Raw genomic sequence first — 25,202 nt, forward strand, 5'->3', positions numbered from 1 at the left:
ACATTGATGGACGAGGACGACGACCCGATTGACGAGATTTCGCGGATCGAAGCGCGGCTCGAGGAGCTGGCCGAGGTCGCCGAGCGGTGCCGCAAGATCACGCTGGTCTCGAAGTCGGTGATCGCGCTCGGTGCCGGATTGATGCTCGTCACGATGCTTGGCCTGCTCGGGTCCAATCAGGTCGCCGCCCTCGGCTCGATTGCCGCGGTGCTGGGCGGCATCGTATCGCTCGGCTCCAACGCCAGCACGTTGCGGCAGACCATGGCCGCCATCAGCGAGGCCGAGGCGCTTCGTTCCGATCTGATCGGCAGGATCGATCTTCGCGTGGTCGGCGACGAGATCGCAATCAAGCCGCCAGCGTAAACGCCTCGTGCACGGACGACTGGACTGCGCCGCCCGTCACCGCGCCTCCGCCCGCAACGTAGATGGTATCGCCGATCGTGGTGGCGCCGACCGCGTGCCGCGGTGTCAGCATCGGCGCATGAGATTGCCAGGTATTGGTCTTCGGATCGTAACTCTCCATCTGACCGAATACGACGCCTTGCGAGATCTGGCCTCTGTCCTGCACGCCGTATTCGCCGCCCATCGCGAACAAGCGGTCGCGGTAGACGACGAGGCCGTGGCCCGAACGCGCCGTGGGCAGCGGCGCGCGCTCCTTCCAGGTGTCTGATACAGGCAGGTAAAGGTGGTGAAGGTCGGTGTTGTATTCAAAGGTGTTGAAGCGGCCGCCTATGATGTGGATCATGCCGTTATAGGCGACAGCGCCGACATGGTCGCGCGCGGCGGGGAGCGCTTTCCGAATTTCCCACTTGTCGGTTTGCGGGTCATAGACCTCATGCCAGCCGACACTGGCGCGCTCGTTGGTGGGCGCGCCGGCGCCACCGATCAGATGTATCTTGCCGTCGAGTGCGACTGCCGCGGCAGCGCCACGTGAGCGCGGCAAAGGCGCGATCGTCGTCCACTTGTCGGCGGCCACGTCGTAGAAAAACGCATTCGGGTCGGGATTGCGGTTCTGCTCGATGAAGCCGCCGAGCGCGTAGACGCGCCCCGCATCCGCCACGACGGCAACATGGTTGGCGCCGCGCGGCAAAGGCGCGGCGTTGAACCATCGATCGTCCTTCGGATCGTAAACATGATGATAGGCGCGATCGACACGGCCTTCGCCATAGCCGCCGACAATATGCATGCGCCCCGCCCAGGCGGTGGCCCAGGCCATTTCGCTTCGCGGCAGCGGCAACGCCGCCTTTGGTGCCCAGCGCCCCTGCGGGCCCTGCGGCGCGGGACTATCCACCTTTCGCTGGGCAATCTGCTCGGTGGTGAGGTGATGCGGCGTGCCACCCTGAAGCCGGGCGAACGGATCGGCGGAGGGCGCTGCTTCGGGCAGCGCTGTGCCTGACGGCGTGCCATGGCCCGCATGCTGGGCGAGCGCCGGTGCGCAACCGAGTGTCGCGCCGGCAGCCACGGCCACGAAAGCTCTCCTGTTCAGACGCGGCAGATCGGATGTCGACGACATGAGAGCTCCTCGGCTAAAGTGGCCGTATCATCAATGGTTGTAACAAAGGCGAGCGCGGTCAAGACGACAAAGCCGGGAACTGGCGCGCCGATGCACTCAATTGCAGGTGATGCCAGGACGACCGTTACGGTACCGGGATGGCCCGGATCCTGCTTTGACAGGTTCGCGCTGACCTGATCCATTTCCTTGATCGAGCGTGACGAGGCATTCATCACCAGTGAGGAGTCGGCCCCCCATGAAAGAACGGCAACTTCGAGACCTGATTGCAGACGTCAAGACTGGCCGGCTGTCGCGGCGGGCCTTTGTCCAGCGAATGATCGCCGCAGGCCTGACGGCGCCGATGGCCGGGATGATGCTGAGCCAGTCGGGGGTCGCGATGGCTGCGACCGCGCTTCCCTACAAGCCGACCAAGGCCGGCGGCGGCGGCGTGCTGAAACTGCTGTATTGGCAGGCCATCACCCTGCTCAATCCCCATTTCGCCGTCGGCACCAAGGACCAGGAAGGCTGCCGGATCTTTTACGAGCCGCTGGCGGGATGGGATGGCGACGGCAATTTGGTACCGATCCTCGCCGCCGAGATTCCGAGCAAGGAGAATCATGGATTGGCCGAAGACGGCCGCTCTGTGGTCTGGAAGCTGAAACGCGGCGTCAAATGGCATGACGGCATGCCGTTCACGGCCGACGATGTCGTCTTCACCTGGGAATATGCCAAAACGCCGGAGACTGCGGCGGTCTCGATTGCCAACTACAAGGACATCACGGTCGAGAAGATCGACGACTTCACCGTCCGCCTCACTTTTGCCAAGCCGACGCCGTTCTGGGCCGATGCCTTTGTCGGCAATTACGGCATGATCATCCCGAAGCACCTGTTCAAGGATTATGTCGGCGCCAGGTCGCGCGAGGCGCCGCACAATCTGAAGCCGGTCGGCACCGGCCCTTATCTGTTCGTGGATTTCAAGCCGGGCGACATGCTCCGCGGCAAGATCAATCCCAACTACCACGTCGCCAACCGGCCGCAGTTCGATGAGGTGGAGGTCAAGGGCGGCGGCGACGCGGTGTCGGCGGCGCGCGCGGTGCTGCAGTCCGGCGAATACGACTATGCCTGGAACATGCTGGTCGAAGAGGACATCCTGCTGAAGCTGGAAGCCGCTGGAAAGGGCAGGGTGAACATCACACCGTCGGGCAATGTCGAATTCATGCAGCTCAACTCGACCGATCCCGCGATCGAGGTCGACGGCGAACGCGCCAGCATAAAGACCAAACATCCGCTGTTCAGCGATCCGGCCGTGCGCCAGGCCGTCAATCTCCTGATCGATCGCGCGTCGATCGAGAAATTCATCTATGGCCGCACGGCGCGTGCCACCGCGAACTTCCTCAACAACCCGGAACGCTTCCGGTCGAAAAACACCAAATTCGAATTCAACATCGAGAAGGCCAACCAGATCCTCGAGGCCGCCGGCTGGAAAAAGGGCGGCGACGGTATTCGCGCCAAGGACGGCAAGCCGCTGAAGTTCGTGTTCCAGACCTCGATCAATGCGCCCAGGCAGAAGACCCAGGCCATCGTCAAGCAGGCGTGCCAGAAAGCGGGCATCGACGTCGAGCTGAAGTCAGTGGTGGGATCGGTGTTCTTCTCCTCCGACGCCGCCAATCCCGACACCTACACGCATTTCTATTGCGATGCGCAGATGTACAACACCACCATGCCGCAAGCCGATCCGCAGTTCTTCATGAACCAGTACGTGTCGTGGCAGGTAGCGAACAAGGAAAACAAGTGGCAGGGGCGCAATGTCTCGCGCTGGCAAAGCAAGGAATACGACGAGATCTACAAGCAGGCCGAACGGGAGCTCGACGCGGTGAAGCGCGCGGCGCTGTTCATCAAGCTCAACGACCTCGTCGTGACAGACAATTACATCCAGCCCATCGCCTCCCGGACCCGGGTCGCGGCGCTCGGCAACAAGCTGACCGCGCATATCTCGGGCTGGGACAACGATTTGTGGCAGCTAGCGAGCTGGTATCGGGAGGGGTGAGAGCGGGGCTTCTGGATGTGCCGGGCGTAGAGGTTGAACGGACGGTGGCGGACGATGACGGAAAAACACATTCTCCGGCGTCTGGGTTGGTACCTGCCGAGCCGAAGTGTGTAGATCTGAAGAAGGACCGATCGCATCGCCGAAACGTCAATCGAGTGGACCGACGCAACGTGGAATCCGGTAGCTGGCTGTACAGTCTTGATCCTGCTGATCCCTGAATGTGTTGTCAGGGTGCCGTGACGGTCTGTGCAACCCGTGCTATCGTCGCTCCCAAGTAGCGAAGCCGTTTCGCTTCCTGGGGGAATTCTTGATGAAGCGGGACATGGAGTACGTGCGAGAGCTCTTGCTCAAGATCGAGGCCGCACCGGATGTCATCGCGCATTCACCTGAGCTTTTGCCGGCGAACTCAACTCTCCAGGACAAGATAAAGCTGAACTACCATCTTGGAATGCTCATCGACGAAACAGGATTCGTGAGCGGTATAGCGGCGCACACCATGGCTGAACCATCCTGGATACGCCTGCAGCTCACATGGCACGGACATGAATTCATCGAGACCGTGCGCGATCCTGAAGTCTGGAAGCGAACAAAGGAAGGGGCGAGCAAGGCCGGCAACTTCGGCTTAGAATTCGTCATTGAGATCGCGAAGGCTTATGGAAAGCACGTTGCCAAAGAACGACTTGGAATCGATCTTTAATTGGCATAGCGATCAATCCCGCCCAGCGAAATTACGGTGCTGGCACCGTAATGCCCATGAGCGCCGGCGAGGCGCGCTTCGTTTGGATCAGATCGGCGAAGATCGACTTTAGCTCCGCGCTCGATGCCGTCAGGGCGGCATCCGCGACCGGTTGAGGGCTTTCTTAGCCCGCCGTCGATGACGACGGATAACTGGACTAGCGCGCCTCTGATAGCATCGATTTCAGGTAGAATCACATATTGTATTTCCGAAGGAAGTCTTCGAGCAGCCTGAGAGACATTAAGGACAAGCCGTCAGTAATGAGGCTCACTGGCCTCTCCGGACGACGCCGAACAGCTATGCGCTCGGGGACGCCAGGATGGTCGTGACCTAACTGAAAGAGAGCTTTCGAATGAGCGAACGCCCAGATGAGAAACTTCGTCTTAGCGGTTCGGTAAATCTGCGGCCAACGAGAATTGGATTCTTAGTCTCCCCCAATGATCTTCGATCCATTCGTAAAATCATTCGATTGAACGCAGTTCTATGGGGTGGCCAGTTCAATCCAATCATTCCGGTTCTCAAAAGAGCGCCGAACCGATGGCTCCAGTCATATCAAAAAGCTAGTGCGTTGGACGTTACGCGAGGTCTTATTAGATTTTTCGAGCCAGACGTAATCGTTGAGGCGAACCCAGGCCTAGCCTCAAAGATTGGTTGGAGCGCAGGAGAGAGCTATGAACGAGAAAAGCGTCTCATAGATATGAACGCATTCTTTTCGATCGATCATTACAGCAGAGCGCAGCCTGCCGCTGGTATAAGCCTCTCAGATGTTTACGCAAATCTGTATCAGAAGGAATTCAGGTTTGAACAAAAGAACAGAATTGACTGCGCGATTCCCGATAAGAACTCGAAGGAGGATGTATTTCTGGACGCCGTAATGGGAAACTTCCCGGTCGAAAAACATCTTGAGTTTTTTGGTAAGAATTTTCGGAGCGCTTTTGCTCCAATCGAAGTTCCAAGCAGTGCAGAGACGCTCAAGAGCATACTAGAAGGACAACTGATAACGCCGCTCTGGTTTACGAGGCATGGCTTGAAGCGAGACTACGATTCGAGTCATGGCCCGACAGTTTTCGTGTTCGACCCTGCAGACGCTCAGGACGTCATCGATTTTTGGAACTATCGAATACTAGAACGTTGGGTGTTTCCAATAAATCTCAACTGGTTTGAAGATTGTTTGGATTGGATCCAGGCGTTTATCGCAGCAAACTTTCGCCCACTTGAGGGCAATCCGAATGGCGTCATGACGCATACCACGCTGGAATTTGCCCGTTCGATTAACGAAATTAGACGCAAAGAACTGTCATCTGCTGTTGCCGCTGGCGTGCCGTCAGGATCTTTCTTCGTAAAGACCTACTATGATTCCATTTGGCAGTATCGCGCCGATGACACGCATTTCAGAGTCGGGCGGCCGGTGAGGGTCAGTGGGGCCAAGACAAGTTTCGATGAGAAAGTCGCGGTCAATGAATCATTTAGGGGCGTTGATTTAACGATTCGCGTTCCAAAACTTGCCCCCTCCTTTCTTGGTTCAGCTAATAGTTTCGAGAAATCAACTTGGGCTAACGTAGTCACAATCATCAAGTACGGCAGAGCCGATAGCATCGCGACGGTCTATCCTATCAATTTTCTGAATCCTAGAATCCCTAACCTCCGCTGGGGCGAGTTTAGTCCCATCACTCGAGAAGGTTGGGTGCTTCCACAAGACTTCGATACATCACATGACATGTTGCATCTGGAATTCGGCCGCAGTGCGATCATAGGTTGGTTGAAGTTACGAGATATCGAGGCCAACCCATCTGACGCGGGAAGAATTGCCGAACAGATAATCGCCGCGGTGGAGGGCTTGCAATCTTGTGCAATGCTTGCTGACCCCAGCGTGATCAAGCTTCTCAATGAGATGGCATCAGGCGGAGATGATAGCGGAGTTCCAACTCAACGTTGGGAGAACATATTTAAGAAGACTGATCGCGGGCGGATGCCATGGATAACATTACAGCGCTTCATCGATGCTCAAATTTTGCGTTCCGGCCTGCAAATCAAGTGTCCTAACTGCTCAAAGTTGAATTGGTATGACGTTAAGACGCTAGACTACGACCTAATTTGCCACAGGTGCTTGAAGGCGTACAAATTTCCACAGGATGCGGCTCATCTTAATGGCTTGCGATGGCTTTATCGAGCGATTGGCCCATTCGCCGTCCCGGGTTTTGCTGGCGGCGGTTACTGCGTGGCGTTAACGTTGAGATTCTTTGGTCATGCACTTGAGATTGATTGTTCGCTGACGTGGACAACTGGCCTCGACTTGAAGATCAACGGTAAGTCGAGCGAGATCGATTTTGCGTTTTGGTATTTGCGGCGGCGCCACTTTGGAGAATACGGCGAACCTGCCTTGATGATAGGTGAGGCGAAAAGCTTTGCAGAAAACGCCGTCACTAAAGCTGATATCGATAGGATTGTAGAGTTAGCCGAAAAACTGCCTGGCGCATTTTTGGTTTTTGCGGTTCTTAAGGAGCACCTTACGACCAGAGAAACGACGTTGCTTCGTAAGCTCGCTAGTTGGGGGCGTCGTCGTCAATTCGAAGGAAGGCCAAGAAACCCTTTGATTGTTCTGACTGGAAAAGAGCTGTTCACGACGTACCGGATATCACGTGATTGGCAATCCAATCCAAAGGTGAAGGCGCTCGTGGGATCCAATGCTGACTTAGCCAATCCTCTTACGCTGGCAGAGATAACTCAACGGCTCCACTTAAATATGCATCCGTTCCACGCTGACTTTGAAAGAAGGCTTCAGACCCTCCAACTCCGGAAGCAACTGAGAGCAAAAGCAACGTCCTAAATGCTCGGACTGCGACCCGGTCTTAGCAACAGAATTACGGCGCTGTCACGTAATGCTCACAGCGTGCCACGGCCGCCATGCTAGGCCAGCGCCGGCGCGCAACCGACTGTCGCGCCGGCAGCCGCGGTAACTGTTAGCTAGCTCACACGTGAAGGCTGCAAAACGATGTAAGCTCTTCACGGTTCGCCGTGAGCTGTCATGCTCCGGCTGCGCAAGCGAATATCGATAGTGCGGACAACGCGTCCGGCCGGTTGTCACTGGCCGGGCGATCGGATCATCGTGCCGAAAGGGCAGATCTGGGCCGGCCAATGAGCAGCAAACCGAGGCCGAGGACGCAGCGATCGGCGAAGAGGAAACTGGCAGCAGGCACACAAACGGGGGAGCGCGCAATGGGTCAAATCGGCAGGTCTACCGACCCCTCGACGGCTGACAATCGCGACGACGTTGCAGGCAGCGAGGTCGCTTCGTTCCGCTACAACAATCCCGGCGCTCAATATCCCAGTGCGCGGGCCGCGCGCTTCGGCCAGACCGGCTATGGGATCATCGGTGGCGGCCACAAGATCGCACGCTTTCCCTCGCCGGTGAACGGCGCCGCCTCGAACTTCGACCTGTTGTCGCGCAGCTATGTCGGCATGCGGATCGGCGAAGCTGGAACGAAGTGGACCGGCGCGCACGGCTTCGGCGTGCCGGGCTATGATCCGAACGCCATCCTGACCAAGGAGATGGTCGACGATCCCGTGCAGGCGATCGCCTTGCTGAAAGCCATTGCTGGCCGCGAGTCGGGCAAAGGCAATAACCTGACCGAGGAGCAGTGGCGTCAGGCCCATCGCATGTACAAGGCCGGCAGCGCCGACGCCTTCTTCGACGGTCTGCCAGCCGTAGCCATTGCCCAGCCGCCCGCGAGCGGTGTGCCCTCAGGTGCGGGCCTGGTGCAGCGCGCCCGCGCGCATATCGGCGAGCAATATGTCAACACGCAGGTGCCGAAAGACGATCCGCATTGGCATGGCCCGTGGGACTGCGCCGAGTTCGTCTCATGGCTGGTCTATCAGGAAGCCGGCACGCTTTACGGCTGCGTCGACCACACGGCACAGCCGGCCAAGGCCGATGCCTATACCGGCGCCTGGAAGGCCGACCTCGAGCGACTCGGCAAGCGCGTTTCGGTGGAGGAGGCGGCGGCGACCGTCGGCGGCATCGTGCTCCGCTATCCGCCGGGTCCGGGCAAGATGGGCCACATCGCCGTATGCGACGGCAATGGCGGCACCATCGAGGCAAAGGGACGGCGTTACGGCGTGGTAGCGGACACGGTGCATGGCCGCGGCTGGCATACCGGCATCCTGATTCCCGGCATCTCCTATGACAGTACCGCGCCGATCAAGGTCAACCCGCCAGCCGTCATCTACGAGGTCGGTGCGCCGAACATGGATATGGCCGTGGTTGCGCGCATCCAGGCGGCGCTGGCCGCGAAAGGCTTCGATCCCGGCCTGATCGACGGCGAGTTCGGACTGAACACGCAAGCCGCCGTGCTGCGTTTCCAGGAAGCCGAGGGCATGGTCGTCGATGGCGCGGTCGGGCCGGAAACGGCGGCAGCGCTCGGCATCTCGCTCGAGGCGGAAACCGTTAAGCCCGGCGTCGCGGTGGCGGAGACGGGTCCCGCCGCTGGCGCTCCTGCGCTCGACCTGCAGCAACTGCTCCCGCTCATTCTCATATTGCTATCGAAGGAGAAACCGATGGCCGCCGATCCTGCCAAGCCGGGCCAAGGCCTCGAACTGCTGCTGCCGCTGATTCTGCAGTCGGCGCTCACCGGCAAGCAGCTCGACATCACGCAGCTTCTTACCGTGCTTGCGACCGGCAGGCCGGCGCCGGCGGTCACGCCGATTGCCAACACGCCGGTGCTCGCGCAACCGGTCAACACTGTCCCGGCGCCGGTCGTCGCGCAGCCGGCAACGCCGCAACAGCCTGGCGCCGCTGCGCCGGTCGATCTCATCACCGTGCTGATGCCGCTGCTGTACGAGCGGCTGACCGGCAAGCCATTCCCGGGTACCGAAAAACCGGACAAGCCCGCCGAGCCGCTCGCGCCGGCCGTGACGCGGCCGAGCGTACAGCTTTCCGCCGGCATGCTCGGCATCGTCACCCTGCTGCAGTCGGCCGGCATTCTCAACTTGCCTTTCAATCTTGGAGCGATCGCCGGCCAGGCGCCAACCACAACCGCGCCGGTTTCAGGCTCGACCATGGCGACCTTGATTCCGATCATCACCGGCGTAATCGGCGCCACCGGCGGCTTCGGCGCGCTGGGTGGGATTGCATCGAAGCTGTTGGGCGGACTGCTCGGCGCGTTCGGGAAGAAGTGAGCGGATACGATACCTGGTCCTGTGCGCAGATTGCTGTCTAGCGTTGCTTGGGCGCTGAGCTCGCCGCTAGTGTCATGACACCTGCTCGGGGCATTGAACCTTTCGGTCCGCGCCAAGACACATCCTCGCCTACAACAATGTTTGCCGCAGGGCGCGTCTTTTCATGGAAGATCCTGCAGTTTTTCTCAGCCGTATTGCCAAGTTCGTCCTGATACCGGTTGGCCTGCTGCTATTGCTCGGAGCGGGCTTCAGCGTCTGGTCAACAAAAACATGGATTGCGCGCGCAATTGAAACGCCGGGGTCGGTGATCGAGATGGTGCGCCTGCGCGACAGCGAGGATAAGGGCTACCTGTTTGCGCCAGTCGTGCGCTTCCAGACGATGGACGGTCGCACCATTGAATTTCAGTCCGGGCTGCGCACCAATCCGCCGGCTTATCGCACCGGACAGACTGTCTCGGTTCTCTACGATCCCGATGTACCCGAATCGGCGGCCATCCGAGGCGTGTTTTCCCTTTGGCTGATGCCGATCATCGTGGCTTTCATCGGATCGATCTTCCTGATCGTCGCAACGGTCATGATCGTACTGATCAAGAGGGTGTCGCGGGCTTTCGACGCACCATTGCATGTCGTTGATGCAGCCAGCCCGCCAAGGCATGGCGCTGGGCTCAAGAGGTCACGTTAGGCAGGTAACGCCAAAGGCCCGCGGCAAAGGCGGCGCCTTGTCGGTTGTGCGGATACGTTCGTGCGCAAGCGTTGATCGGCTTGCCCGGTCGAAGCCGCGTTGCAGTGAGGGCAAGTGCCGCTCGTCGGAATCGAATGACCACTGCTTGCAAAAGCCGATTTTTAGTCGAGCACGTCCGTCGAGTTCCGCCAGCAGGTCAGGCATCGGCCTGCGTCGAGCGGCGTCATCCCTACGTCATGGATCGTTGATAGCCAGACCAAGCGAACAACGAAGGCCTTTGTTCGGAAATGACGAACAGCTTCCGGATTTGGACATGCTATCACTCCAGAACGTGACCGTTACCTACGCCAACGGCGTCGAGGCGCTGCGGCCGACCACCGCCGTTTTCGAGCGGGGGAAGTTCATCGTTCTTCTCGGCACGTCAGGCGCGGGCAAATCGACGTTGCTGCGCAGCCTCAACGGGCTGGTGCGGCCGACTTCGGGTGAGGTTTGTGTTGAAGGTCGCGGATCGATCTTCGGCAGCCGCGCCCAGTTGCGGGCGCATCGGCGGCGGACCGGCATGGTGTTCCAGCAACATCATTTGATCGGCCGGCTGTCGGCACTCGACAACGTGCTGACTGGACGGCTCGCCGCGCACAGTGTCCTGCGATCGATTTTTCCGCTGCCACGCGCTGACCGCCTGCTCGCGCTGGAAGCGCTTGACCGGGTCGGTCTCGCCGACAGGGCGCTGGACCGAGCCGACCAGCTTTCCGGAGGACAGCAACAGCGCGTCGGCATTGCACGCGCCATGGCCCAGAAGCCCGAGATCGTGCTTGCAGATGAACCGGTCGCAAGCCTCGATCCCGCCACCTCCGTCCGGGTGCTTGAGGATCTTCATCGAATTTGCCGCGAGGACGGCATTACCGCGATCGTCAGTCTACATCAGGTCGATCTGGCACGCCGGTTCGCTGATCACATCATCGGGCTGGCGCAGGGGCGCGTCGTTTTCGAAGGCGCGCCGGATCAACTCGGATCGGTCACGCTCGATCATATCTACGCGACGGAACGCAAGGGCTTGGCCAAGGCGGCCTAGTCGGGCCGTCAATCTGAATGGAGAAATCAGATGATGCAACGCCGCAATTTCCTTGTCGGGTCGGCCGCGGCCGGCCTCTGCGCGCTCGCCGCTCCGGTGTTTGCCGCCGACAAGACCAGCCCCGATAAGCTGCGGATCGCCCTGCTGCCTGACGAAAATGCATCGACGATCATTCAGAATGCACAGCCGCTCAAGAAGTATCTCGAGGACGTGCTGAAGAAGCCCGTCGAGATCATCGTCACCACCGACTATTCGTCGATGATTGAGGCGATGCGGTTCGGTCGCATCGAGGTGGGATATTTCGGCCCGTTCTCTTACGTGCTTGCCAAGTCGAAGGCGCCCGATATCGAGCCCTTTGGTGTCGGCGTCGAAAAGGGCAAGCCCAATTACCAGTCGATCCTCATCGCCACCGCGGATGGTCCGGTAAAGGAACTGGCCGACATCAAGGGCAAGCCATTCGCGTTCGGCGACCGGGCCTCTACGTCAAGCCATCTTGCGCCGCGCGCCCATCTCGCCAAACAGGGGCTGATCGGCGACGCGGACTACAAGGTCGTCCATCTCGGCCAGCACGATGCGGTCGCGCGTGCCGTCGCGGCTGGGCAGGTGCCAGCCGGCGCTCTCTCGGAGCAGATTTATCGCGTCTTGGTCGAGACCAAGAAAATTGATCCGACCAGGATTCGGCAGCTCGCATTGTCCGAACCCATTCCGAACTACCCGCTAACGGTGCAAGGTTTTCTGAAACCCGAGCTCAAGGACGCCATCAAGCGGGCATTCCTGGATCTGAAGGACCCCGCCATCCTCAAGCTGTTCCGCGTTGAAGCCATCGCGACCGCAACCGACAAGGATTACGACGTGTTGCGCGACATGGCGAAAGTGCTCCAGCTCGACGTAGCCAAGCTGTAAAAAGATGAAATCGGTTTCCCATACGTTCGACGCCATTCTTGAGGAGCAACGCCGCTCCGCCTTGCGCGGGGCGGGCCTCGTCGGCTTGATCGTCGCTGCGTGCGTCGCAGCCCTGGCGGCCACCGGCTTCTTCGACGCGCAACGGTTTCTGGAAAGCGGGCCGGCGATTGGTACGCTGGCCTCCGAAATGGTGCCGCCGGATTTCAGCCGTTGGCAGTCATGGCTGCGGCCGCTTCTGGATACGCTTGCGATGTCGATCGCCGGCACCGCGCTCGCAGTGGCCTTCTCCCTGCCGCTCGCCCTTCTGGCTGCGCCCAATACAAGTCCGCACCCAATTGTTTATCTGGCCGTGCGGACATTCCTCGCTTTCCTGCGCTCGGTGCCGGAGATCGTCCTTGGCGTTCTGTTTGTCGCGGCGGTCGGTTTCGGCGCGCTGCCCGGCGTCCTTGCGCTGGCGCTGCATTCGGTCGGCATGGTTGGCAAGTTCTATGCCGAGGCCATCGAACATGTCGATCCCAAGCCGCTGGAAGCGGCTCGCGCCGCGGGCGCGACGCCGTTACAGGTCATCCAGCACGCTGTTCTGCCGCAAGTCCTGCCGCAACTCACCGATGTTACGATCTACCGGTGGGAATATCACTTCCGGGCTTCCGCCGTGCTCGGCATCGTCGGTGCAGGGGGAATCGGCTTCGAACTAATCTCGGCGCTGCGGCTACTGAATTACAGCCAAGTGTCGGCCATCCTGCTTTCGATCCTCGCCTGCGTCGTCATTGTCGACAGCGTCGGCGCGTACTTGCGAAAATCGCTCAAGTAATAGTCTCCCGATGACAGAATTGCCGCTTATTGTGCTGACAAACCGGGTCTTCCCCGAGACGCGCGTCGCGTTCGAAGGCGTTGCTCGCGTCGTTGCCAACGATGGGCCCGAGCCATGGAGCTATGACCAGGTAATCGAACGCTGCAGGGAAGCGGCCGGGCTCATGGCATTCATGACCGATTGCGTCGATCGCGCCTTTCTCGCGCGATGCCCGAACCTGAAGGTTATCGGCGCCGCTTTGAAGGGCTATGACAATATCGATGTGGATGCGGCAAGCGAACGCGGCGTCCAGGTGACAATCGTGCCGGATCTTCTCACCGAGCCGACGGCTGAACTGGCCATCGGACTGATGATCGCGCTTGGACGGCATATTCCGGCCGGCGATGCCGGAATTCGCACAGTGGGATTCGCTGGCTGGCGGCCCCAGCTTTACGGAACGGGCATCGACAACTCGACGGTGGGAATCGTCGGGTTCGGCCGCGTCGGCCAGGCCATCGCGCGCCGGCTCTCGGGATTCGGCTGTCGCATCATTGCGTATGACGCCGAGCCGTTCGAGAGCCCCGGTGTCGAGGGAATGGCGTTGGAGAACGTGCTGGGGCTCGCCGACTTCGTGGTGCTGGGCCTGCCGCTGACCGAATCCACCACCGGCCTGATCGACGCCGAAGCGATCGGCCGGATGCGGCGCGGGGCGCTGCTCGTCAACCCCGCGCGCGGTTCGCTGGTCGATGAAGCGGTCGTAGCCGATGCGCTCGAGAGCGGTCAGCTCGGCGGATATGCCGCCGACGTTTTCGAATGCGAGGATTGGGCGCGGCAGGAACGGCCCGCAACGATCGACGCAAGGTTGATCCGGCCGGGCGCCCGGACCGTGTTGACACCACATATCGGATCGGCCGTGATGTCGGTGCGTCGCGAGATCGAGTTATCCGCTGCGACCAGCATCATCGAGGCGCTCGCCGGCAAGGTGCCTGGCGGGCTCATCAACAGGCCGGTGCGCCTAGGAAATCCTGCATTGACCGCATGAAATGCTGAACCTGACCCATGCTCGCTCGTTCGTCACGGTGATCGCCGCCCGCGGCGTTCGTGCGGCCGCGCGCCAGCTCGATCTGGCGCCTTCCACCATCGTGGATCACATCCGCCAGCTTGAAGAAGTCTTGGCTGCGCCGCTGGTGGTACGGCAGCGTGGCGGCGCCATGCCGACCGATCAAGGAGCGCGCTTCCTTCCACTGGCACGCTCGCTGGTCGAGACGGCCTCCCGCGTGCGCAGCCTAATTCATCTCCCGGTGCTGCGCCTGGCGGCATCGAGCAACGTCGGCACCTATCTGCTGCAGCCCCACATTGCAGTCTTTCGGCAGCGTGCCGGCGTTCCCGTCGAACAATGGATTGGATCGAACGCAGATGTCGCCGCCCGTCTGGAGCGGGGCGAGGCTGATGTTGCAGCGATGGAATGGTGGGACGGCAGGCCCGGCTTTACCGCGCGCACCTGGACGAGGGAGCCACTCGTCGTCATCGTCGGACCTGATCACCGCTGGGCCAGGCTTGGCTCCGTATCCGTGGCCGAACTGCAAGGCGAGCCGCTGCTGGGCGGTGAATCCGGGACCGGCACGGGGTATCTGCTGCGTCAGCAACTCGGTCCACTCGCGAAATCTTTGACCATCATCGACGGTTTCGGCAATACGGAGGCTGTCAAGCGCGCAGTCCGCGCCGGCCACGGTGCGTCGATTGTCATGGAAGCGTCAGTTGCTGACGAAGTCGCTACAGAGCAGCTCGTCGCGCTTCGAATTGAAGGGGCCCAACTCGCCAAGGAGATCAAGCTGATCGTTCCCGAGTCCTTGCCGCCTACGGCTCCGGCGATGGCGATGTTCGAGGCGTCGCTAAGCTGGGAGCGCGGCCTTACCATTTAGCCGTCGCTGTCGGCCGCCTGCCTAGCCGAAGCTGCAAAGCAGCGAAGCGTGGTGCCCCTGGCCGGAATCGAACCAGCACTCCTTGCGGAACTCGATTTTGAGTCGAGCGCGTCTACCAGTTCCGCCACAGGGGCCTTCGGACGCGAGGCCCGGAGGCCGGTGCGGCGAAGCCGGCGGAATATAGCGGGCGGCGCTTCCGGGTCAACCCGCGTGGAAGTGATTGTGGTGTGTCTCGACACCTGGGCGGTGGCGGGATAGGAGGCTGATGCCTATTTTGAGCATGAACCATGCTCCGGAGCACATCCGTGACGTCAGATGCCCTCCATTCGTCGCACGCGCGCCATCCCGCCGATCCGGTCGTCGTTGCCGCACTGGCGATCGCGGTCGTCGCCGCGGCGACGCTGGCTGGCGCCTGGTTCTTCCAGCTCGTGCTGGATATCCGCCCCTGTCCGCTCTGCCTCGAACAGCGCTACGCCTATTATCTGGCGGTCCCGCTCGGCCTCGTGATCGCCTTTGCCGCGTCGCGCGGGGCGCCGCGGCAGGTAGCGCTGGCCGGGTTTGCGGTGCTGCTGTTGGCGGCGCTCGCCAATGCCTGGCTCGGCGGCTATCACGCCGGCGTCGAATGGCAATTCTGGCAGGGCCCGACCGATTGCTCCGGCCCGCTGGCCGATCTCGGCAGCGCCGGCACGCTGCTGCAGCGCCTCGACACGGTGAAGGTGATCCGCTGCGACGAGGTGCAGTGGCGTTTCCTCGGGCTCTCGCTTGCCGGCTACAACGTGCTGATCTCGCTGGCGATGGCGGCGATCGCCATGTGGGGCATCGTGTCGGCCAAGCGGGCGTAGCTCGGTCGCAGTAGTCGTCGTCCCTGCGAAAAACAGGACCCAATCACCAGCCTACAAGCGCAGCCGTCGCCCCTTGTGCCCTTTGCGCGGGCCGCGGTGTATGGGCCCCTGCGTTCGCAGGGGCGACATGTTGAGAGGTCCTCGCCTCGATCCCGTCGTCCCTGCGAACGCAGGGACCCATAACCACGACTGTTTGTTGTGAGAAGAAGCCGTCTCGCGTAGCGCCATTTCCGCAAGCGGTGGCTATGGGGCCCTGCGTTCGCCGGGACGACGAGCGGATCGGCCGCAAAAAATCGACCTCATCTAATCGTCCACGTCCTCCTGCGGGCGGCCGAACAGGTGCACGATGCCGGGCGTGGTGATCGAGACGAACACGAAGCGCGACAGATGATGGGCGCCGACGAAAATCGGATCGATGTGCAGCGTCAGCGCCAGCGCCAGCATGGCGTCCATCGCGCCCGGCGCAAAGGCGACCACGACGTCGGCGAAGCGCACAGAAGTGCTCAGCACGATCACCGTGACGAAAATGGAGGAGATGAGAATCGCGACCGCAAACGAGCCGAGCCCGGCATTGATGTGGCTGAGCAGCGTCGACTTGCTGATCCGCGCAAAGCGCGTGCCGATCACGGCGCCGATGCCGACCAGCGCCACGCCGCGCATCCAGGGCGGCAGGCCGCCCTCGATCAGGCCGGTGCCGTGCAGCGCGGCGGAGGCGATCATCGCGCCGAACATCCAGCTCGCCGGAAACTTTGCCAGCCGAAGCAGCAGCGCGACGGCGAGGGCAGCGGCGGCCAGCACGACGAGCTCGAGCGGCGAGGCGACGACGAGGCTGATCAGCTCCATGGGCGCGCTCTGCGCGACGCCGGTGAAGGCGAGCAGCAGCGGCAGGGCGGCGGTCAGGATGATCACGCGCATGGTCTGCACCACGGCGATTGCCGCGACATCGGCGCCTTTCTCGGCGGCAAGCATGGTGATCTGCGACAGCGCACCGGGACTTCCCGCCAGCAGCGCCGAGGTCTGGTCCCAGCCGTGCACGCGCTGCAGATAGAAGCTCGAGCCGAAGGTCGAGCAGAACGTCGCCAGCGCCAACAGGCCGATGGTCAGGGGATAGGCGCTCATGTGCTGGATCAATTGCCGCGACACCAGCGAGCCCAGCGTGATGCCGAGCAGCACCAAAACGCTCTGCGTCAGGATCGCCGGCATGGTGACCGGCCGCCCCGCCAGCGCGGCGACGCCCACCGCAGCCATCGCGCCGGAAATCAACCCACCCGGCAGGTTGAGCCACAGAAACAAGAGGCCGCCGGCGGCGCCGACGACAAGCGTCTCGAGCGTGCCGAGAATCTTGGCGCGATCGGCCATAGCGGAGGATATCGAGGCGGGGATCAGGCTCACGCCGCCTTATGGCAAATCCGCTTGCACCGGACAAATGCGTCACGCGATTGCAGCAATGCGTGGCTAGCGTCTGCACAATGCCTGCACAAACGTCCCGTAGCGTTGGCTGAACACGGGCTGAATGCCACGACGAATCGCGCCTCTTCGCCGTCAGAAAATTTTTACCGCAGGGTTCGTCCGATGCGTTGTCGCAAGCTGTGGTTGCGCTAGGATGGGCACCGCAGATGACTACTGCCCTAAGGAGACCAGGGATGACTATTCAGGCAAAAATACTGGGCGCGTGTGCGCTGTCGGCATTGGCTGCGTTTGCGATGACCTCGCAGGCGAATGCCCTGACGGCGCAGGAATGCAGCGCCAAATACCAGGCTGCGAAGGCCGCCGGCACGCTCGGCGGCCAGAAGTGGAACGACTTCCGGAAAGCCCAGTGCGGCGCCGACGCCGCGCCCGCTGCCGCCGCTGCGGCTCCGGCCGCCGCGCCGAAGGAAGAGAAGACGGCTGCCAAGAAGGAAGCCGCACCGGCGGCGCCGTCCGGCCCCGCAACTTTTCCGAGCGCGGTCGACGCAAAATATTCGAAGGAGACGGCGACGAAGCAGCGCTTCCACACCTGCCTCGATCAATACAACGCCAACAAGGCCAGCAACGCCAATGGTGGGATGAAGTGGATCCAGAAGGGCGGCGGCTATTACAGCGAATGCAACAAGAAGCTGAAGGGCTCGGCCTAGCCAGCAATCGACGTGGGCGCGGCCGGAGGTTTCGGCCGCGCCTATATTTCGCGGAGCAATGTTTCGGCCGACTTCGCCACCAGTTGCGCGCGCTTGCGCTGGCCGCGTTCGAGAAACAGCAGGCTCTGCCCGAACACGAAGCAGTAGAACAGGAACGCCTGCGCGTCGGCCTCCTCGGCCGCCAGTCCCGTCGCGCGATAGAGATGCCCGACATTCTTCAGCCGCGCAGCGTCCACGCTCGCCACCGCATTGGCTGCCAGCTCGTCGGAGCGGGCCCATTGCCGGATCGCCAGTTCGACCGCCATGGCCTCGGTGTTCATGCGCTCGGAATAGAGCGCGATCAGCGCCTTCAGCCGCTCGCGCGCGGTCGCGCCGTCGAGGCTGGTCTGTTTCTCGATCGCGGCGATGCGGCCCGCGCTCCAGTGCTGCAGCATGGCGTCCAGCAGAGCCGCGCGGTCGCGGAAGCGGCGGTAAAAACCGCCCTTGGTGACGCCGAGGTTCTTGGCCAGCACCTCGACCCGTACGCCCTCGACGCCGGTCCGGGCGATTTCCTCAAAGCCGGCCTCGATCCAGCTCTCGTGGCGAACCTCGCCGGCGCGCGCCTCTCCGGTTCGCGCCGCTTCTTTGGCATTGCTCATGGTCCGGTCCCACCGAGTGTCGATACGGTACCGTATTGCTAACCTGGAGAGGGCCTGATACGCTACCGTATCAAGAAACAAAAGAGCGGGAGCAAACGATGGAAACGGACGCGACCTATCGCGGCACGGTCTATCCGTGGCAATGCGATCATGTCGGGCACATGAACATCATGTGGTATGTCGGCAAGTTCGACGAGGCGAACTGGAATCTGTTCGCCCGGCTCGGGCTGACAATGCGGCATCTCGAACCGGCGATGGCGTGACCATGCCGCGCTTCGAGCCGAAGAACCCGGATTATCGCGCGCTCGCCACCGCCATGTTCGAGCAGCAGCGCGCGATGAAGACGCTCGGCATTTCGATCGCGCGGCTGGAGCCGGGCGAGGTCGATCTCGCGATGGATTATGCGCTCGACCTCACCCAGCAGCACGGCTTCATCCACGCCGGGATCATCACGGCCGCGCTCGACAATGCCTGTGGCATCGCCGCCTTCACGCTGATGCCGCCGGGTGCGGGGATTCTCACCGTGGAATTCAAGACCAACTTGCTGGCGCCGGCGCGCGGCGAGCGGTTCGCGTTCCGCGCCAGCGTCGTCAAGCCCGGCCGCACGCTGACGGTGTGCGAGGCCCGCGCCTATGCGGCGGATGACGGCAAGGAGACGCTGATCGCGACCATGACCGGCACGCTGATGGCGCTGACCAGCCGCGAGGGCGCATCGCCAGAGAGGGGGCATGTCGCAGCCTGATCGGCTGATGCGCATTGCAGTGCAGCTTTGTGCTGCGGCCATGGCGATCTGCAGAAAATTCTTCTATGGTTGCGCCGTGCAACTGAGTCTTTCAACTTGATCATCTCCACGGCGCAAGGTGTGCTGGGACTGGCGTCGGGGATGCTGGTCGGCTTCTCGCTTGGCCTGGTCGGCGGCGGCGGCTCGATTCTGGCGGTGCCGCTGATGGTCTATGTGGTCGGCGTGGCAGAGCCCCATATGGCGATCGGCACCAGCGCGATTGCGGTGGCCGCCAACGCCGCGCTCAACCTGTCCAACCATTCGCGCGGCGGCACCGTGATCTGGTCCTGCGCGCTGATCTTCGCCGCGGCCGGCATGGCCGGCGCCTTCGGTGGCTCGATCCTCGGCAAGATGATGGACGGTCAGCGGCTATTGGCGCTGTTCGCGCTGGTGATGATCGTCATCGCGCTGTTGATGCTGAAGACGCGCTCGCGGATCGGCATGCCTGACGTCAAGGTCTCGATGGCGAACATGCCAGCTATCGTCGGCCTCGGCCTCGCCACCGGAACGGTGTCGGGATTCTTCGGCATCGGCGGCGGCTTCCTGATCGTACCGGCCCTGATGCTGGCGACCGGCATGCCGATCATGAACGCGGTGTCCTCCTCCCTGGTCGCGGTCACCGCATTCGGCCTGACCACGGCCGCCAGCTATGCCTGGTCCGGGCTGGTGTCGTGGGCATTGGCGGGACTGTTCGTGGCGGGCGGCCTCGCCGGCGGACTGGCCGGCACGCGTTCGGCGCGGCACCTCGCCGAGCGCCGCGGCGCGCTCAACATCGTGTTCGCCGTGGTCATTATTGCCGTGGCGCTCTATATGCTGGCGCGTAACATATCCCTATCTCAGCCGTAGACAGGAAATGCGGCCCTTGGCGAGACCCAGATGAAGCGATTGAATAATCCGGCCGGGACGATCCCAGGCCCGACGCGGCGCGAAGCGCTTGGCTTGCTCGGCGCGGGCGTGGCCCTGTTCGGCGCGGGCATGTCGCGTCCGGCGTTCGCGCAAGGCGACGACATCCTGACCGAAGCCCTGGTGCTCCGCGACCCCGACGCTCCCGCGACCGGCAATCTCGACGGCGACATCAACATCGTCGAATGGTTCGACTACAACTGCCCGTATTGTCGCAAGATCGCGCCCGAGATCCAGCAGGTGGTGCAGGACGACGGCAAGGTCCGCCTGGTGCTGAAGGACTGGCCGATCCTGGGCGACGTCTCAAAATACGCGGCGCGGGTGGCGCTCGCCGCTAAGTATCAGGACAAATACCTGCCGGCGCACGAGGCGATGATCGGCGTCAGTTCGAAATTGACCGAACCGCGCATCCGCGAACTGGTGGCAGGCGCCGGCATCGATATGGACCGTCTCAACCGCGACCTCACTTCGAATGCGAAGGCAATCGACACCATTCTCGCCCGCAACCACGATCAGGCGGTGGCCTTCGGATTCAAGGGAACGCCGTCCTTCATCGTCGGCAAGTTCCGCGTGCCGGGAATCCTGACCATGGCGGAATTCGAGATGGTGATTGCCGACGCGCGCAAGGCGAAGAAAAGCAATTAGCTAGAGCGCCAAAACGCCGTCGTTCGGGACGACGGCGTTCGAATGTTGCGATTGATCTCGCCAGGAGATTATCAAGCAATTATCGCGACGAGAGCTTGACCCAATCGTCGTGAGCGCGCGTTTTCAGCGCCTTCCAGTCCTCTGCCACGACATCCCAGTTGACGAGGGTGCGATTGGCCTGCGCGACCTGGCCGCTGGCGACGCTCGACGTCCGCATGGAATCGTAGACATAGACGCCGAAAACTAGCAGCAGCGCGCCCAAAATCATTCCGACAAACGTCCGCATGCGATACCTCCGTGACCGCTCACTAACGCGCAAGACGAGGGATGGTTCCCCGATCTAGGATCGCGCCTTCGGCGGCGCCGGGCGGGGAGCCGAGGCGGAAGGTGCCGCCCCCGTGGCTGTGCCGGTCGCCATCAGCTTGCGACGAGATTGTGTCGGCAGCATCATCGGTGGTCAGGCATGGCTGTTCAGCCATTGCAATATCTCTGCATTCATCTCGCGCGGATAGGTGTGGCTGAGATCGTCGAGCTCGCGATAGATGACGTTGGCACCAGCGGCCGACAGCGCTTGGGCTGTCTGCCGCGCCACCTGTACAGGAAACATCCAGTCGAGCCGGCCGTGCACGATGTGAACAGGCAGGCCACGTAGCCTGTCGGCATCGGCCATTTCGGCCATCAGCGGATGAAACGTTGCCGAGACCGGCGCGAGGTGAGTGAAGGGCGAGGCGCTCTCGAATCCCGTGACATAGCAGAACGTGCCGCCGTCGCTCATCCCGGTCAGCAGCATCCGCCTGGGATCGACGTTCCAGCGTGAGCGTACGGCGTCCATGATGCGCATCAAATTCGGCGTGTCGGTATCGTCGCCCATCAGCGCCCAGGTCGAGCCGGTCGCGGTCGGGGCGACCAGGATCGCGCCGCGGCTGCGGGCATCGCGCAGCCAGCTCCACAGAAAGCCGCGGCCATTGCCGCTGCCGCCATGCAGCGCCATCACCAGCGGAAGCGCGCGGTCGGGGGTGTAATGTTCCGGCACGTAGGCGGAGAAGCCGCCGCGGCTGCCCGACTCGTTATGATCGTGAAAGACGCCGGTATTTGGATTGGCTGGCGCCGCCAGCCGCGCCGCGAGATCGTCGTCGTCGCGCAGCGACGGGTCGACGAAGAACTCGCTCACCGGCGGCAATTTTGTAGCCAGCGCATATAGTGCCTCCTGCGCGCGCGGAGCGTAGCGAAGTGCGCGAAACACGCTAACGAGATCGCCATTGCCATTTTGCACGACGCGCAGAGCAGCGAACGCGGCGAGCGCCGCATCGCTCGCCGCGTCGAGGGAGGTCTTGATATCTGCGAACTCCGCCGGCCATTCTGCGAGCTTCGACCGAACCGCGCGCAAGGCCTCGTCAGGCTGGCCTGCGGCCTCCATCACGCGGTCGAAATCGGGCGGGTTCAGGTAGCGCGCGATAAAGCCGAGGGCTTCGAGCGACTGCAGCAGTGGCGGCAGCACGGCCACGATGTCGTCCACCACGGCCTCACTCATCACGCCATCCCTTATTGCAATGCAGCCTCAATCCAGTGAAGTCTTCATCTAGTGAAGTCTTGGCGCCTTCAATAGCGTGGCACGGTCGGTCGAAGCCAGCACCACGTCGAAGGTGAGGCCCTCGTGGTAGACCGTGAGCGGTACGTCGACGCCGGCGCTGCCGAGCGACCAGAGCTTGCGATAGAAGCCGGTCTGGCTGGTGATCTTGTCGCCATTGACAGCGAGAATGACGTCGCCGGTCTTCAGTTCGGCGAGTGCCGCGGGTCCCTTGCCGGCGATGCCGACCACCACGACGCGGTTGTCGATTTCGGTGGTGAACATGCCGAGCCACGGTCGCGCCGGCTTGTTGACGCGGCCGAATTTTCTGATGTCATCGAGTACCGGCTTCAACAGATCGATCGGCACGATCATGTTGACGTGCTCGGCCTTGCCGTCGCGCTCGCGTTCAAGCTGCAGCGAGCCAATGCCGATCAGTTCGCCGCGGCTCGAGATCAGCCCGGTGCCGCCCCAATTGGGATGCGCGGGATGGGTGAAGATCGCCTCATCCAGCAGATATTCCCAATAGCCCGCGAATTCCTGTTTTGCCGCGATCTGGCTGGCGACCGAGCGCGTGCGCCCGCCCGCGCCGCCGACCACGACGCGGTCGCCGATCGCAGCAGTGGCCGAAGAACCGAACGGCAGCGGATCGAGGTCAAGGTCGCCGAGCGCTTGCACCAGGCCGAAGCCGGACTCGAAATCGAAGCCGAGCGCGTGGCCTTCCACCACGCGGCCGTCGCTACGGTGCAGCCAGACGGCCTCCGCCTCGGTGATGAGGTAGCCGATCGTCAGCACCAGCCCGTCATCGATCACGACGCCATTGCCGGCGCGTTCGGTGCCGAGCGTCTCGGCGCTGAACGCATCGGGTGGAATGATCGAATGTAGCCCGACCACCGACGACAGGGCTTTGTCGAGGTCGAAGGCGTAATCGCCCGGGCGCGGCTGGTTTGCGGGCGGCACTCTCCATTCGGTCAAAGAAGGCATGGATGGTCTCCTGGCGAACCGGAGCGCGTTTCGGACGAAAGCGCGGGAAATTCATCACAGTCTATGCTGCAAACGGCCGTCTTGAAAGTGTCCCCCAAATGGGCCGGTATGCGACTTATAAGGCGGGCAGATTCACAATTGTTCCAGGGCCAGTTAAGGATCATTCCACATTTGCCCGCGCGCGGGCCGGCACAATCCGGAAATCGCGGTTCTCCTTCAACCAGCCGACGCGTTCGTCGCGCAGCAATGTGCGGCGGACCTTGCCGGAATCGTCGCGCAGGCCGACATCAACGGCCTCGAAACTTTCCGGGTGCTTGTAGCGGCTGAGCCGGTCGGCCAGGAACGCAGCCATGCCGTCGGCGATCGCCTTCGCGTCTGCGCCCCGGTCGAGTTCGAGGATAGCGTGCACGCGCTGCCCGAACTCGGGATCGGGCAGGCCGACCACGACGCAGGAGCGCACATCGGGATGCGCCGATACCGCAGCCTCGACTTCGGCCGGATAGATGTTGGCGCCGCCGCGCAGGATCATGTCGGCGAGCCGGTCGCCGAGATAGAGATAACCTTCTGCGTCGAGCCGGCCGATGTCGCCGAGCGATTCCCAGCCGTCAGGCCGGCGCTTCGGCTCGGCTCCGAGATAGTGATAGGTGGAGCCCGGGCCGTCATTGGGCAGGAAATAAATCTCGCCGGTCTCGCCCGGCGCTACATCGTTGCCGTCCTCGCCGATGATCCTTAAGCGACAGGTATCGCCGATCTTGCCGACCGAGCCGTGGTGTTCGAGCCATTCAACGCCCGATATGATCGTGGCGCCCTGTGCTTCGGTGCCGCCATAGAGTTCGTAGATGCGCTCGGGGCCCAGCCACTCGATCCATTTTTCCTTCAGCCATGGCGGCATCGGCGCGGCCATGTGAAACACGATCTGCAGGCTCGACAAGTCGTAGCAGTTGCGCACCTCCTCGGGCAGCGCCCAGATTCGGTGCATCATGGTGGGCACGAAATTGACCCACTGTACCCGGCTGGCCTCGATCAGGCGCAAGCATTCCTCGGCGTCGAATTTGACGAGGCCGGTGACGCGTCCGCCGTTGAACAGCGCGGTGTGCGAAACGATGAAGGGCGCGTTGTGGTAGAGCGGGCCAGGGTTGAGCACGGAAGCGCCGAGTGGCATGCCAAGCGCCGCCGGTCCGGCGGTATCGACCACGGCGGGCCGGTGATCGAGGATCACCTTGGGCCGCCCGGTCGAGCCGCCACTGGTCATCGCCTTCCAGTAGCGTGCTACCGGATTGGTTACCGGCTCGTCCGAAAAACCTTCGGGGACGAAATCGGCGGGCAGCGAATTCGGCGCATTCCAGTCCGCCTGGCCGCCGACCACCAGCGATGGCTTGAGGATATCGAGCACGGCTGCGGCCTCGCCGCGCGGCAGCCGCCAAGTCAGCGATGTCGGTGTCGCGCCGCACTTCCAAACCGCAAACGTAGTTTCGAAAAACACGTTGCTGTTGGGAAGTCCGATCGCGACGAAATCGCCGGGCTTGACGCCCTTGGCGGCGAAGGCGCGGGCGCGGCGGTTGGCGTTGCGTTCGAGCTGCTCCCAAGTGATGGCATCGGCGCCGTGACTAACCGCGATCGTATCCTTCGGCTTTCGTTCGGCATACCAGCGAGGCACGTCGGCGATAGGAATGAGCATGGGACGTTTCCGTTGGAGCGTTGATGTCGCTCTTGTGGTTGTGACGAGGCGGGCGCCTCAAAAAACTATCGTGACAGAATTGGACGGTTGAGTGAAGGCGCCGCTTGCGTTCCAAGATTGCGCGCGCCGCCTAGTCCTGCCCAACCGCTCCTCAAGGAATTCGACGGATCGGCGCGCGGCGCGAAAAGAAAAGGCCCCGCCTCGGCGGGGCCCTTCCAACGCAGGCGTCGG

Annotated in this window: 24 protein-coding genes, 1 tRNA gene and 1 pseudogene; 17 read left to right on the forward strand and 9 right to left on the reverse strand. The window is 62.2% G+C overall.

Features of this window, described 5'->3' with window-relative positions:
* Positions 1-6 precede the first annotated feature (6 nt).
* Positions 7-363, forward strand: coding sequence for a hypothetical protein (locus V1290_RS22835; protein WP_334366472.1), 357 nt, complete (start codon positions 7-9; stop codon positions 361-363).
* Here the strand turns inward: V1290_RS22835 and V1290_RS22840 are convergent.
* Positions 347-1,468 carry a Kelch repeat-containing protein gene (locus tag V1290_RS22840; protein ID WP_334366473.1) on the reverse strand — a complete coding sequence of 374 codons (1,122 nt, stop codon included), beginning with the start codon at positions 1,466-1,468 and terminating at the stop codon, positions 347-349. The genes V1290_RS22835 and V1290_RS22840 overlap by 17 nt on opposite strands.
* Positions 1,469-1,482: 14 nt before the next feature.
* Entirely contained in the window at positions 1,483-1,695 is a 213-nt protein-coding gene (locus V1290_RS22845; protein ID WP_334366474.1) for a hypothetical protein, read from the reverse strand.
* Between the two features lie 53 nt (positions 1,696-1,748).
* On the opposite strand from V1290_RS22845, the gene V1290_RS22850 reads away from it, so the two are divergent.
* The 10 genes from V1290_RS22850 (at position 1,749) to V1290_RS22895 (ending at position 14,819) form a co-directional block, all read left to right on the forward strand.
* Positions 1,749-3,539, forward strand: coding sequence for a peptide ABC transporter substrate-binding protein (locus V1290_RS22850; protein ID WP_334366475.1), 1,791 nt, complete (start codon positions 1,749-1,751; stop codon positions 3,537-3,539).
* A gap of 310 nt (positions 3,540-3,849) precedes the next feature.
* Positions 3,850-4,236, forward strand: coding sequence for a DUF2513 domain-containing protein (locus tag V1290_RS22855; protein ID WP_334366476.1), 387 nt, complete (start codon positions 3,850-3,852; stop codon positions 4,234-4,236).
* Positions 4,237-4,627: 391 nt separating this feature from the next.
* On the forward strand, positions 4,628-7,102 hold the full coding sequence (locus V1290_RS22860; protein WP_334366477.1) for a hypothetical protein: 2,475 nt from the start codon (positions 4,628-4,630) through the stop codon (positions 7,100-7,102).
* A gap of 389 nt (positions 7,103-7,491) precedes the next feature.
* On the forward strand, positions 7,492-9,450 hold the full coding sequence (locus tag V1290_RS22865; protein ID WP_334366478.1) for a peptidoglycan-binding protein: 1,959 nt from the start codon (positions 7,492-7,494) through the stop codon (positions 9,448-9,450).
* Between the two features lie 163 nt (positions 9,451-9,613).
* Positions 9,614-10,132, forward strand: a complete 519-nt coding sequence (locus V1290_RS22870; RefSeq protein ID WP_334366479.1) for a DUF3592 domain-containing protein — start codon at positions 9,614-9,616, stop codon at positions 10,130-10,132.
* Positions 10,133-10,445: 313 nt separating this feature from the next.
* Complete coding sequence (gene phnC, locus V1290_RS22875) at positions 10,446-11,204, forward strand: phosphonate ABC transporter ATP-binding protein (protein WP_334366480.1); 759 nt, start codon at positions 10,446-10,448, stop codon at positions 11,202-11,204.
* A 30-nt stretch (positions 11,205-11,234) separates the two neighbouring features.
* Complete coding sequence (phnD, locus tag V1290_RS22880; protein ID WP_442895008.1) at positions 11,235-12,107, forward strand: phosphate/phosphite/phosphonate ABC transporter substrate-binding protein; 873 nt, start codon at positions 11,235-11,237, stop codon at positions 12,105-12,107.
* A 4-nt stretch (positions 12,108-12,111) separates the two neighbouring features.
* Positions 12,112-12,918, forward strand: coding sequence for a phosphonate ABC transporter, permease protein PhnE (gene phnE / locus V1290_RS22885; protein ID WP_334366481.1), 807 nt, complete (start codon positions 12,112-12,114; stop codon positions 12,916-12,918).
* 10 nt (positions 12,919-12,928) lie between these two features.
* A complete protein-coding gene (locus V1290_RS22890; protein ID WP_334366482.1) occupies positions 12,929-13,939 on the forward strand; it encodes a phosphonate dehydrogenase in 1,011 nt (336 codons plus the stop codon).
* A 1-nt stretch (position 13,940) separates the two neighbouring features.
* On the forward strand, positions 13,941-14,819 hold the full coding sequence (locus V1290_RS22895) for a LysR family transcriptional regulator (RefSeq protein ID WP_334366483.1): 879 nt from the start codon (positions 13,941-13,943) through the stop codon (positions 14,817-14,819).
* Between the two features lie 49 nt (positions 14,820-14,868).
* On the opposite strand, the gene V1290_RS22900 is transcribed toward V1290_RS22895, so the two are convergent.
* Positions 14,869-14,953: transfer RNA gene (locus tag V1290_RS22900), tRNA-Leu, on the reverse strand.
* A gap of 171 nt (positions 14,954-15,124) precedes the next feature.
* Here V1290_RS22900 and V1290_RS22905 point away from each other — a divergent pair.
* A complete protein-coding gene (locus tag V1290_RS22905; RefSeq protein ID WP_334366484.1) occupies positions 15,125-15,661 on the forward strand; it encodes a disulfide bond formation protein B in 537 nt (178 codons plus the stop codon).
* Positions 15,662-15,964: 303 nt separating this feature from the next.
* Here V1290_RS22905 and V1290_RS22910 read toward each other — a convergent pair whose 3' ends face one another.
* Entirely contained in the window at positions 15,965-17,053 is a 1,089-nt protein-coding gene (locus V1290_RS22910; RefSeq protein ID WP_442893706.1) for an AbrB family transcriptional regulator, read from the reverse strand.
* 251 nt (positions 17,054-17,304) lie between these two features.
* Here V1290_RS22910 and V1290_RS22915 point away from each other — a divergent pair, with 251 nt between their 5' ends.
* The gene (locus V1290_RS22915) at positions 17,305-17,775 is read left to right on the forward strand and encodes a hypothetical protein (protein WP_334366485.1); all 471 of its coding nucleotides are present in this window, start codon (positions 17,305-17,307) and stop codon (positions 17,773-17,775) included.
* A 41-nt stretch (positions 17,776-17,816) separates the two neighbouring features.
* On the opposite strand, the gene V1290_RS22920 is transcribed toward V1290_RS22915, so the two are convergent.
* A complete protein-coding gene (locus tag V1290_RS22920) occupies positions 17,817-18,413 on the reverse strand; it encodes a TetR/AcrR family transcriptional regulator (RefSeq protein WP_334366486.1) in 597 nt (198 codons plus the stop codon).
* 98 nt (positions 18,414-18,511) lie between these two features.
* Between V1290_RS22920 and V1290_RS22925 the strand changes: the two are divergent.
* From V1290_RS22925 to V1290_RS22940, 4 genes and pseudogenes are all read left to right on the forward strand, one after another.
* Positions 18,512-18,658: pseudogene (locus V1290_RS22925) on the forward strand (thioesterase); the annotation flags it as partial.
* A gap of 20 nt (positions 18,659-18,678) precedes the next feature.
* Complete coding sequence (locus V1290_RS22930; protein WP_334369142.1) at positions 18,679-19,155, forward strand: PaaI family thioesterase; 477 nt, start codon at positions 18,679-18,681, stop codon at positions 19,153-19,155.
* Positions 19,156-19,254: 99 nt separating this feature from the next.
* Positions 19,255-20,040 (forward strand): sulfite exporter TauE/SafE family protein, encoded by a 786-nt coding sequence (locus V1290_RS22935; RefSeq protein ID WP_334369143.1) that lies wholly within the window; start codon positions 19,255-19,257, stop codon positions 20,038-20,040.
* 30 nt (positions 20,041-20,070) lie between these two features.
* Entirely contained in the window at positions 20,071-20,742 is a 672-nt protein-coding gene (locus tag V1290_RS22940) for a DsbA family protein (protein ID WP_334366487.1), read from the forward strand.
* Positions 20,743-20,821: 79 nt separating this feature from the next.
* Here V1290_RS22940 and V1290_RS22945 read toward each other — a convergent pair whose 3' ends face one another.
* The 4 genes from V1290_RS22945 to V1290_RS22960 form a co-directional block, all read right to left on the reverse strand.
* Positions 20,822-21,028 carry a hypothetical protein gene (locus V1290_RS22945; protein WP_334366488.1) on the reverse strand — a complete coding sequence of 69 codons (207 nt, stop codon included), beginning with the start codon at positions 21,026-21,028 and terminating at the stop codon, positions 20,822-20,824.
* Positions 21,029-21,199: 171 nt separating this feature from the next.
* Positions 21,200-22,273, reverse strand: a complete 1,074-nt coding sequence (locus V1290_RS22950; RefSeq protein WP_334366489.1) for a phospholipase — start codon at positions 22,271-22,273, stop codon at positions 21,200-21,202.
* A 48-nt stretch (positions 22,274-22,321) separates the two neighbouring features.
* Positions 22,322-23,293: a S1C family serine protease gene (locus tag V1290_RS22955; protein ID WP_334366490.1), complete on the reverse strand. Its 972-nt coding sequence runs from the start codon at positions 23,291-23,293 to the stop codon at positions 22,322-22,324.
* Positions 23,294-23,453: 160 nt separating this feature from the next.
* Positions 23,454-24,971, reverse strand: coding sequence for an AMP-binding protein (locus V1290_RS22960; RefSeq protein WP_334366491.1), 1,518 nt, complete (start codon positions 24,969-24,971; stop codon positions 23,454-23,456).
* Positions 24,972-25,202: the final 231 nt, after the last annotated feature.

Origin of the sequence: Bradyrhizobium sp. AZCC 1578 (assembly GCF_036924675.1) — a bacterium.
Lineage (GTDB): Bacteria > Pseudomonadota > Alphaproteobacteria > Rhizobiales > Xanthobacteraceae > Bradyrhizobium.

What these genes read in the sequence shown, in the direction of transcription:
- phnC (WP_334366480.1), top strand. Translation starts at nt 10,446, where the DNA reads ATGCTATCACTCCAGAACGTGACCGTTACCTACGCCAACGGCGTCGAG.
- V1290_RS22890 (WP_334366482.1), top strand. Translation starts at nt 12,929, where the DNA reads ATGACAGAATTGCCGCTTATTGTGCTGACAAACCGGGTCTTCCCCGAG.
- V1290_RS22895 (WP_334366483.1), top strand. Translation starts at nt 13,941, where the DNA reads ATGCTGAACCTGACCCATGCTCGCTCGTTCGTCACGGTGATCGCCGCC.
- V1290_RS22850 (WP_334366475.1), top strand. Translation starts at nt 1,749, where the DNA reads ATGAAAGAACGGCAACTTCGAGACCTGATTGCAGACGTCAAGACTGGC.
- V1290_RS22855 (WP_334366476.1), top strand. Translation starts at nt 3,850, where the DNA reads ATGAAGCGGGACATGGAGTACGTGCGAGAGCTCTTGCTCAAGATCGAG.
- V1290_RS22930 (WP_334369142.1), top strand. Translation starts at nt 18,679, where the DNA reads ATGCCGCGCTTCGAGCCGAAGAACCCGGATTATCGCGCGCTCGCCACC.
- V1290_RS22955 (WP_334366490.1), bottom strand. Translation starts at nt 23,293, where the DNA reads ATGCCTTCTTTGACCGAATGGAGAGTGCCGCCCGCAAACCAGCCGCGC.
- V1290_RS22920 (WP_334366486.1), bottom strand. Translation starts at nt 18,413, where the DNA reads ATGAGCAATGCCAAAGAAGCGGCGCGAACCGGAGAGGCGCGCGCCGGC.
- V1290_RS22860 (WP_334366477.1), top strand. Translation starts at nt 4,628, where the DNA reads ATGAGCGAACGCCCAGATGAGAAACTTCGTCTTAGCGGTTCGGTAAAT.
- V1290_RS22835 (WP_334366472.1), top strand. Translation starts at nt 7, where the DNA reads ATGGACGAGGACGACGACCCGATTGACGAGATTTCGCGGATCGAAGCG.
- V1290_RS22845 (WP_334366474.1), bottom strand. Translation starts at nt 1,695, where the DNA reads ATGGATCAGGTCAGCGCGAACCTGTCAAAGCAGGATCCGGGCCATCCC.
- V1290_RS22870 (WP_334366479.1), top strand. Translation starts at nt 9,614, where the DNA reads ATGGAAGATCCTGCAGTTTTTCTCAGCCGTATTGCCAAGTTCGTCCTG.
- V1290_RS22945 (WP_334366488.1), bottom strand. Translation starts at nt 21,028, where the DNA reads ATGCGGACGTTTGTCGGAATGATTTTGGGCGCGCTGCTGCTAGTTTTC.
- V1290_RS22950 (WP_334366489.1), bottom strand. Translation starts at nt 22,273, where the DNA reads ATGAGTGAGGCCGTGGTGGACGACATCGTGGCCGTGCTGCCGCCACTG.
- V1290_RS22960 (WP_334366491.1), bottom strand. Translation starts at nt 24,971, where the DNA reads ATGCTCATTCCTATCGCCGACGTGCCTCGCTGGTATGCCGAACGAAAG.
- phnE (WP_334366481.1), top strand. Translation starts at nt 12,112, where the DNA reads ATGAAATCGGTTTCCCATACGTTCGACGCCATTCTTGAGGAGCAACGC.
- V1290_RS22940 (WP_334366487.1), top strand. Translation starts at nt 20,071, where the DNA reads ATGAAGCGATTGAATAATCCGGCCGGGACGATCCCAGGCCCGACGCGG.
- phnD (WP_442895008.1), top strand. Translation starts at nt 11,235, where the DNA reads ATGATGCAACGCCGCAATTTCCTTGTCGGGTCGGCCGCGGCCGGCCTC.
- V1290_RS22865 (WP_334366478.1), top strand. Translation starts at nt 7,492, where the DNA reads ATGGGTCAAATCGGCAGGTCTACCGACCCCTCGACGGCTGACAATCGC.
- V1290_RS22915 (WP_334366485.1), top strand. Translation starts at nt 17,305, where the DNA reads ATGACTATTCAGGCAAAAATACTGGGCGCGTGTGCGCTGTCGGCATTG.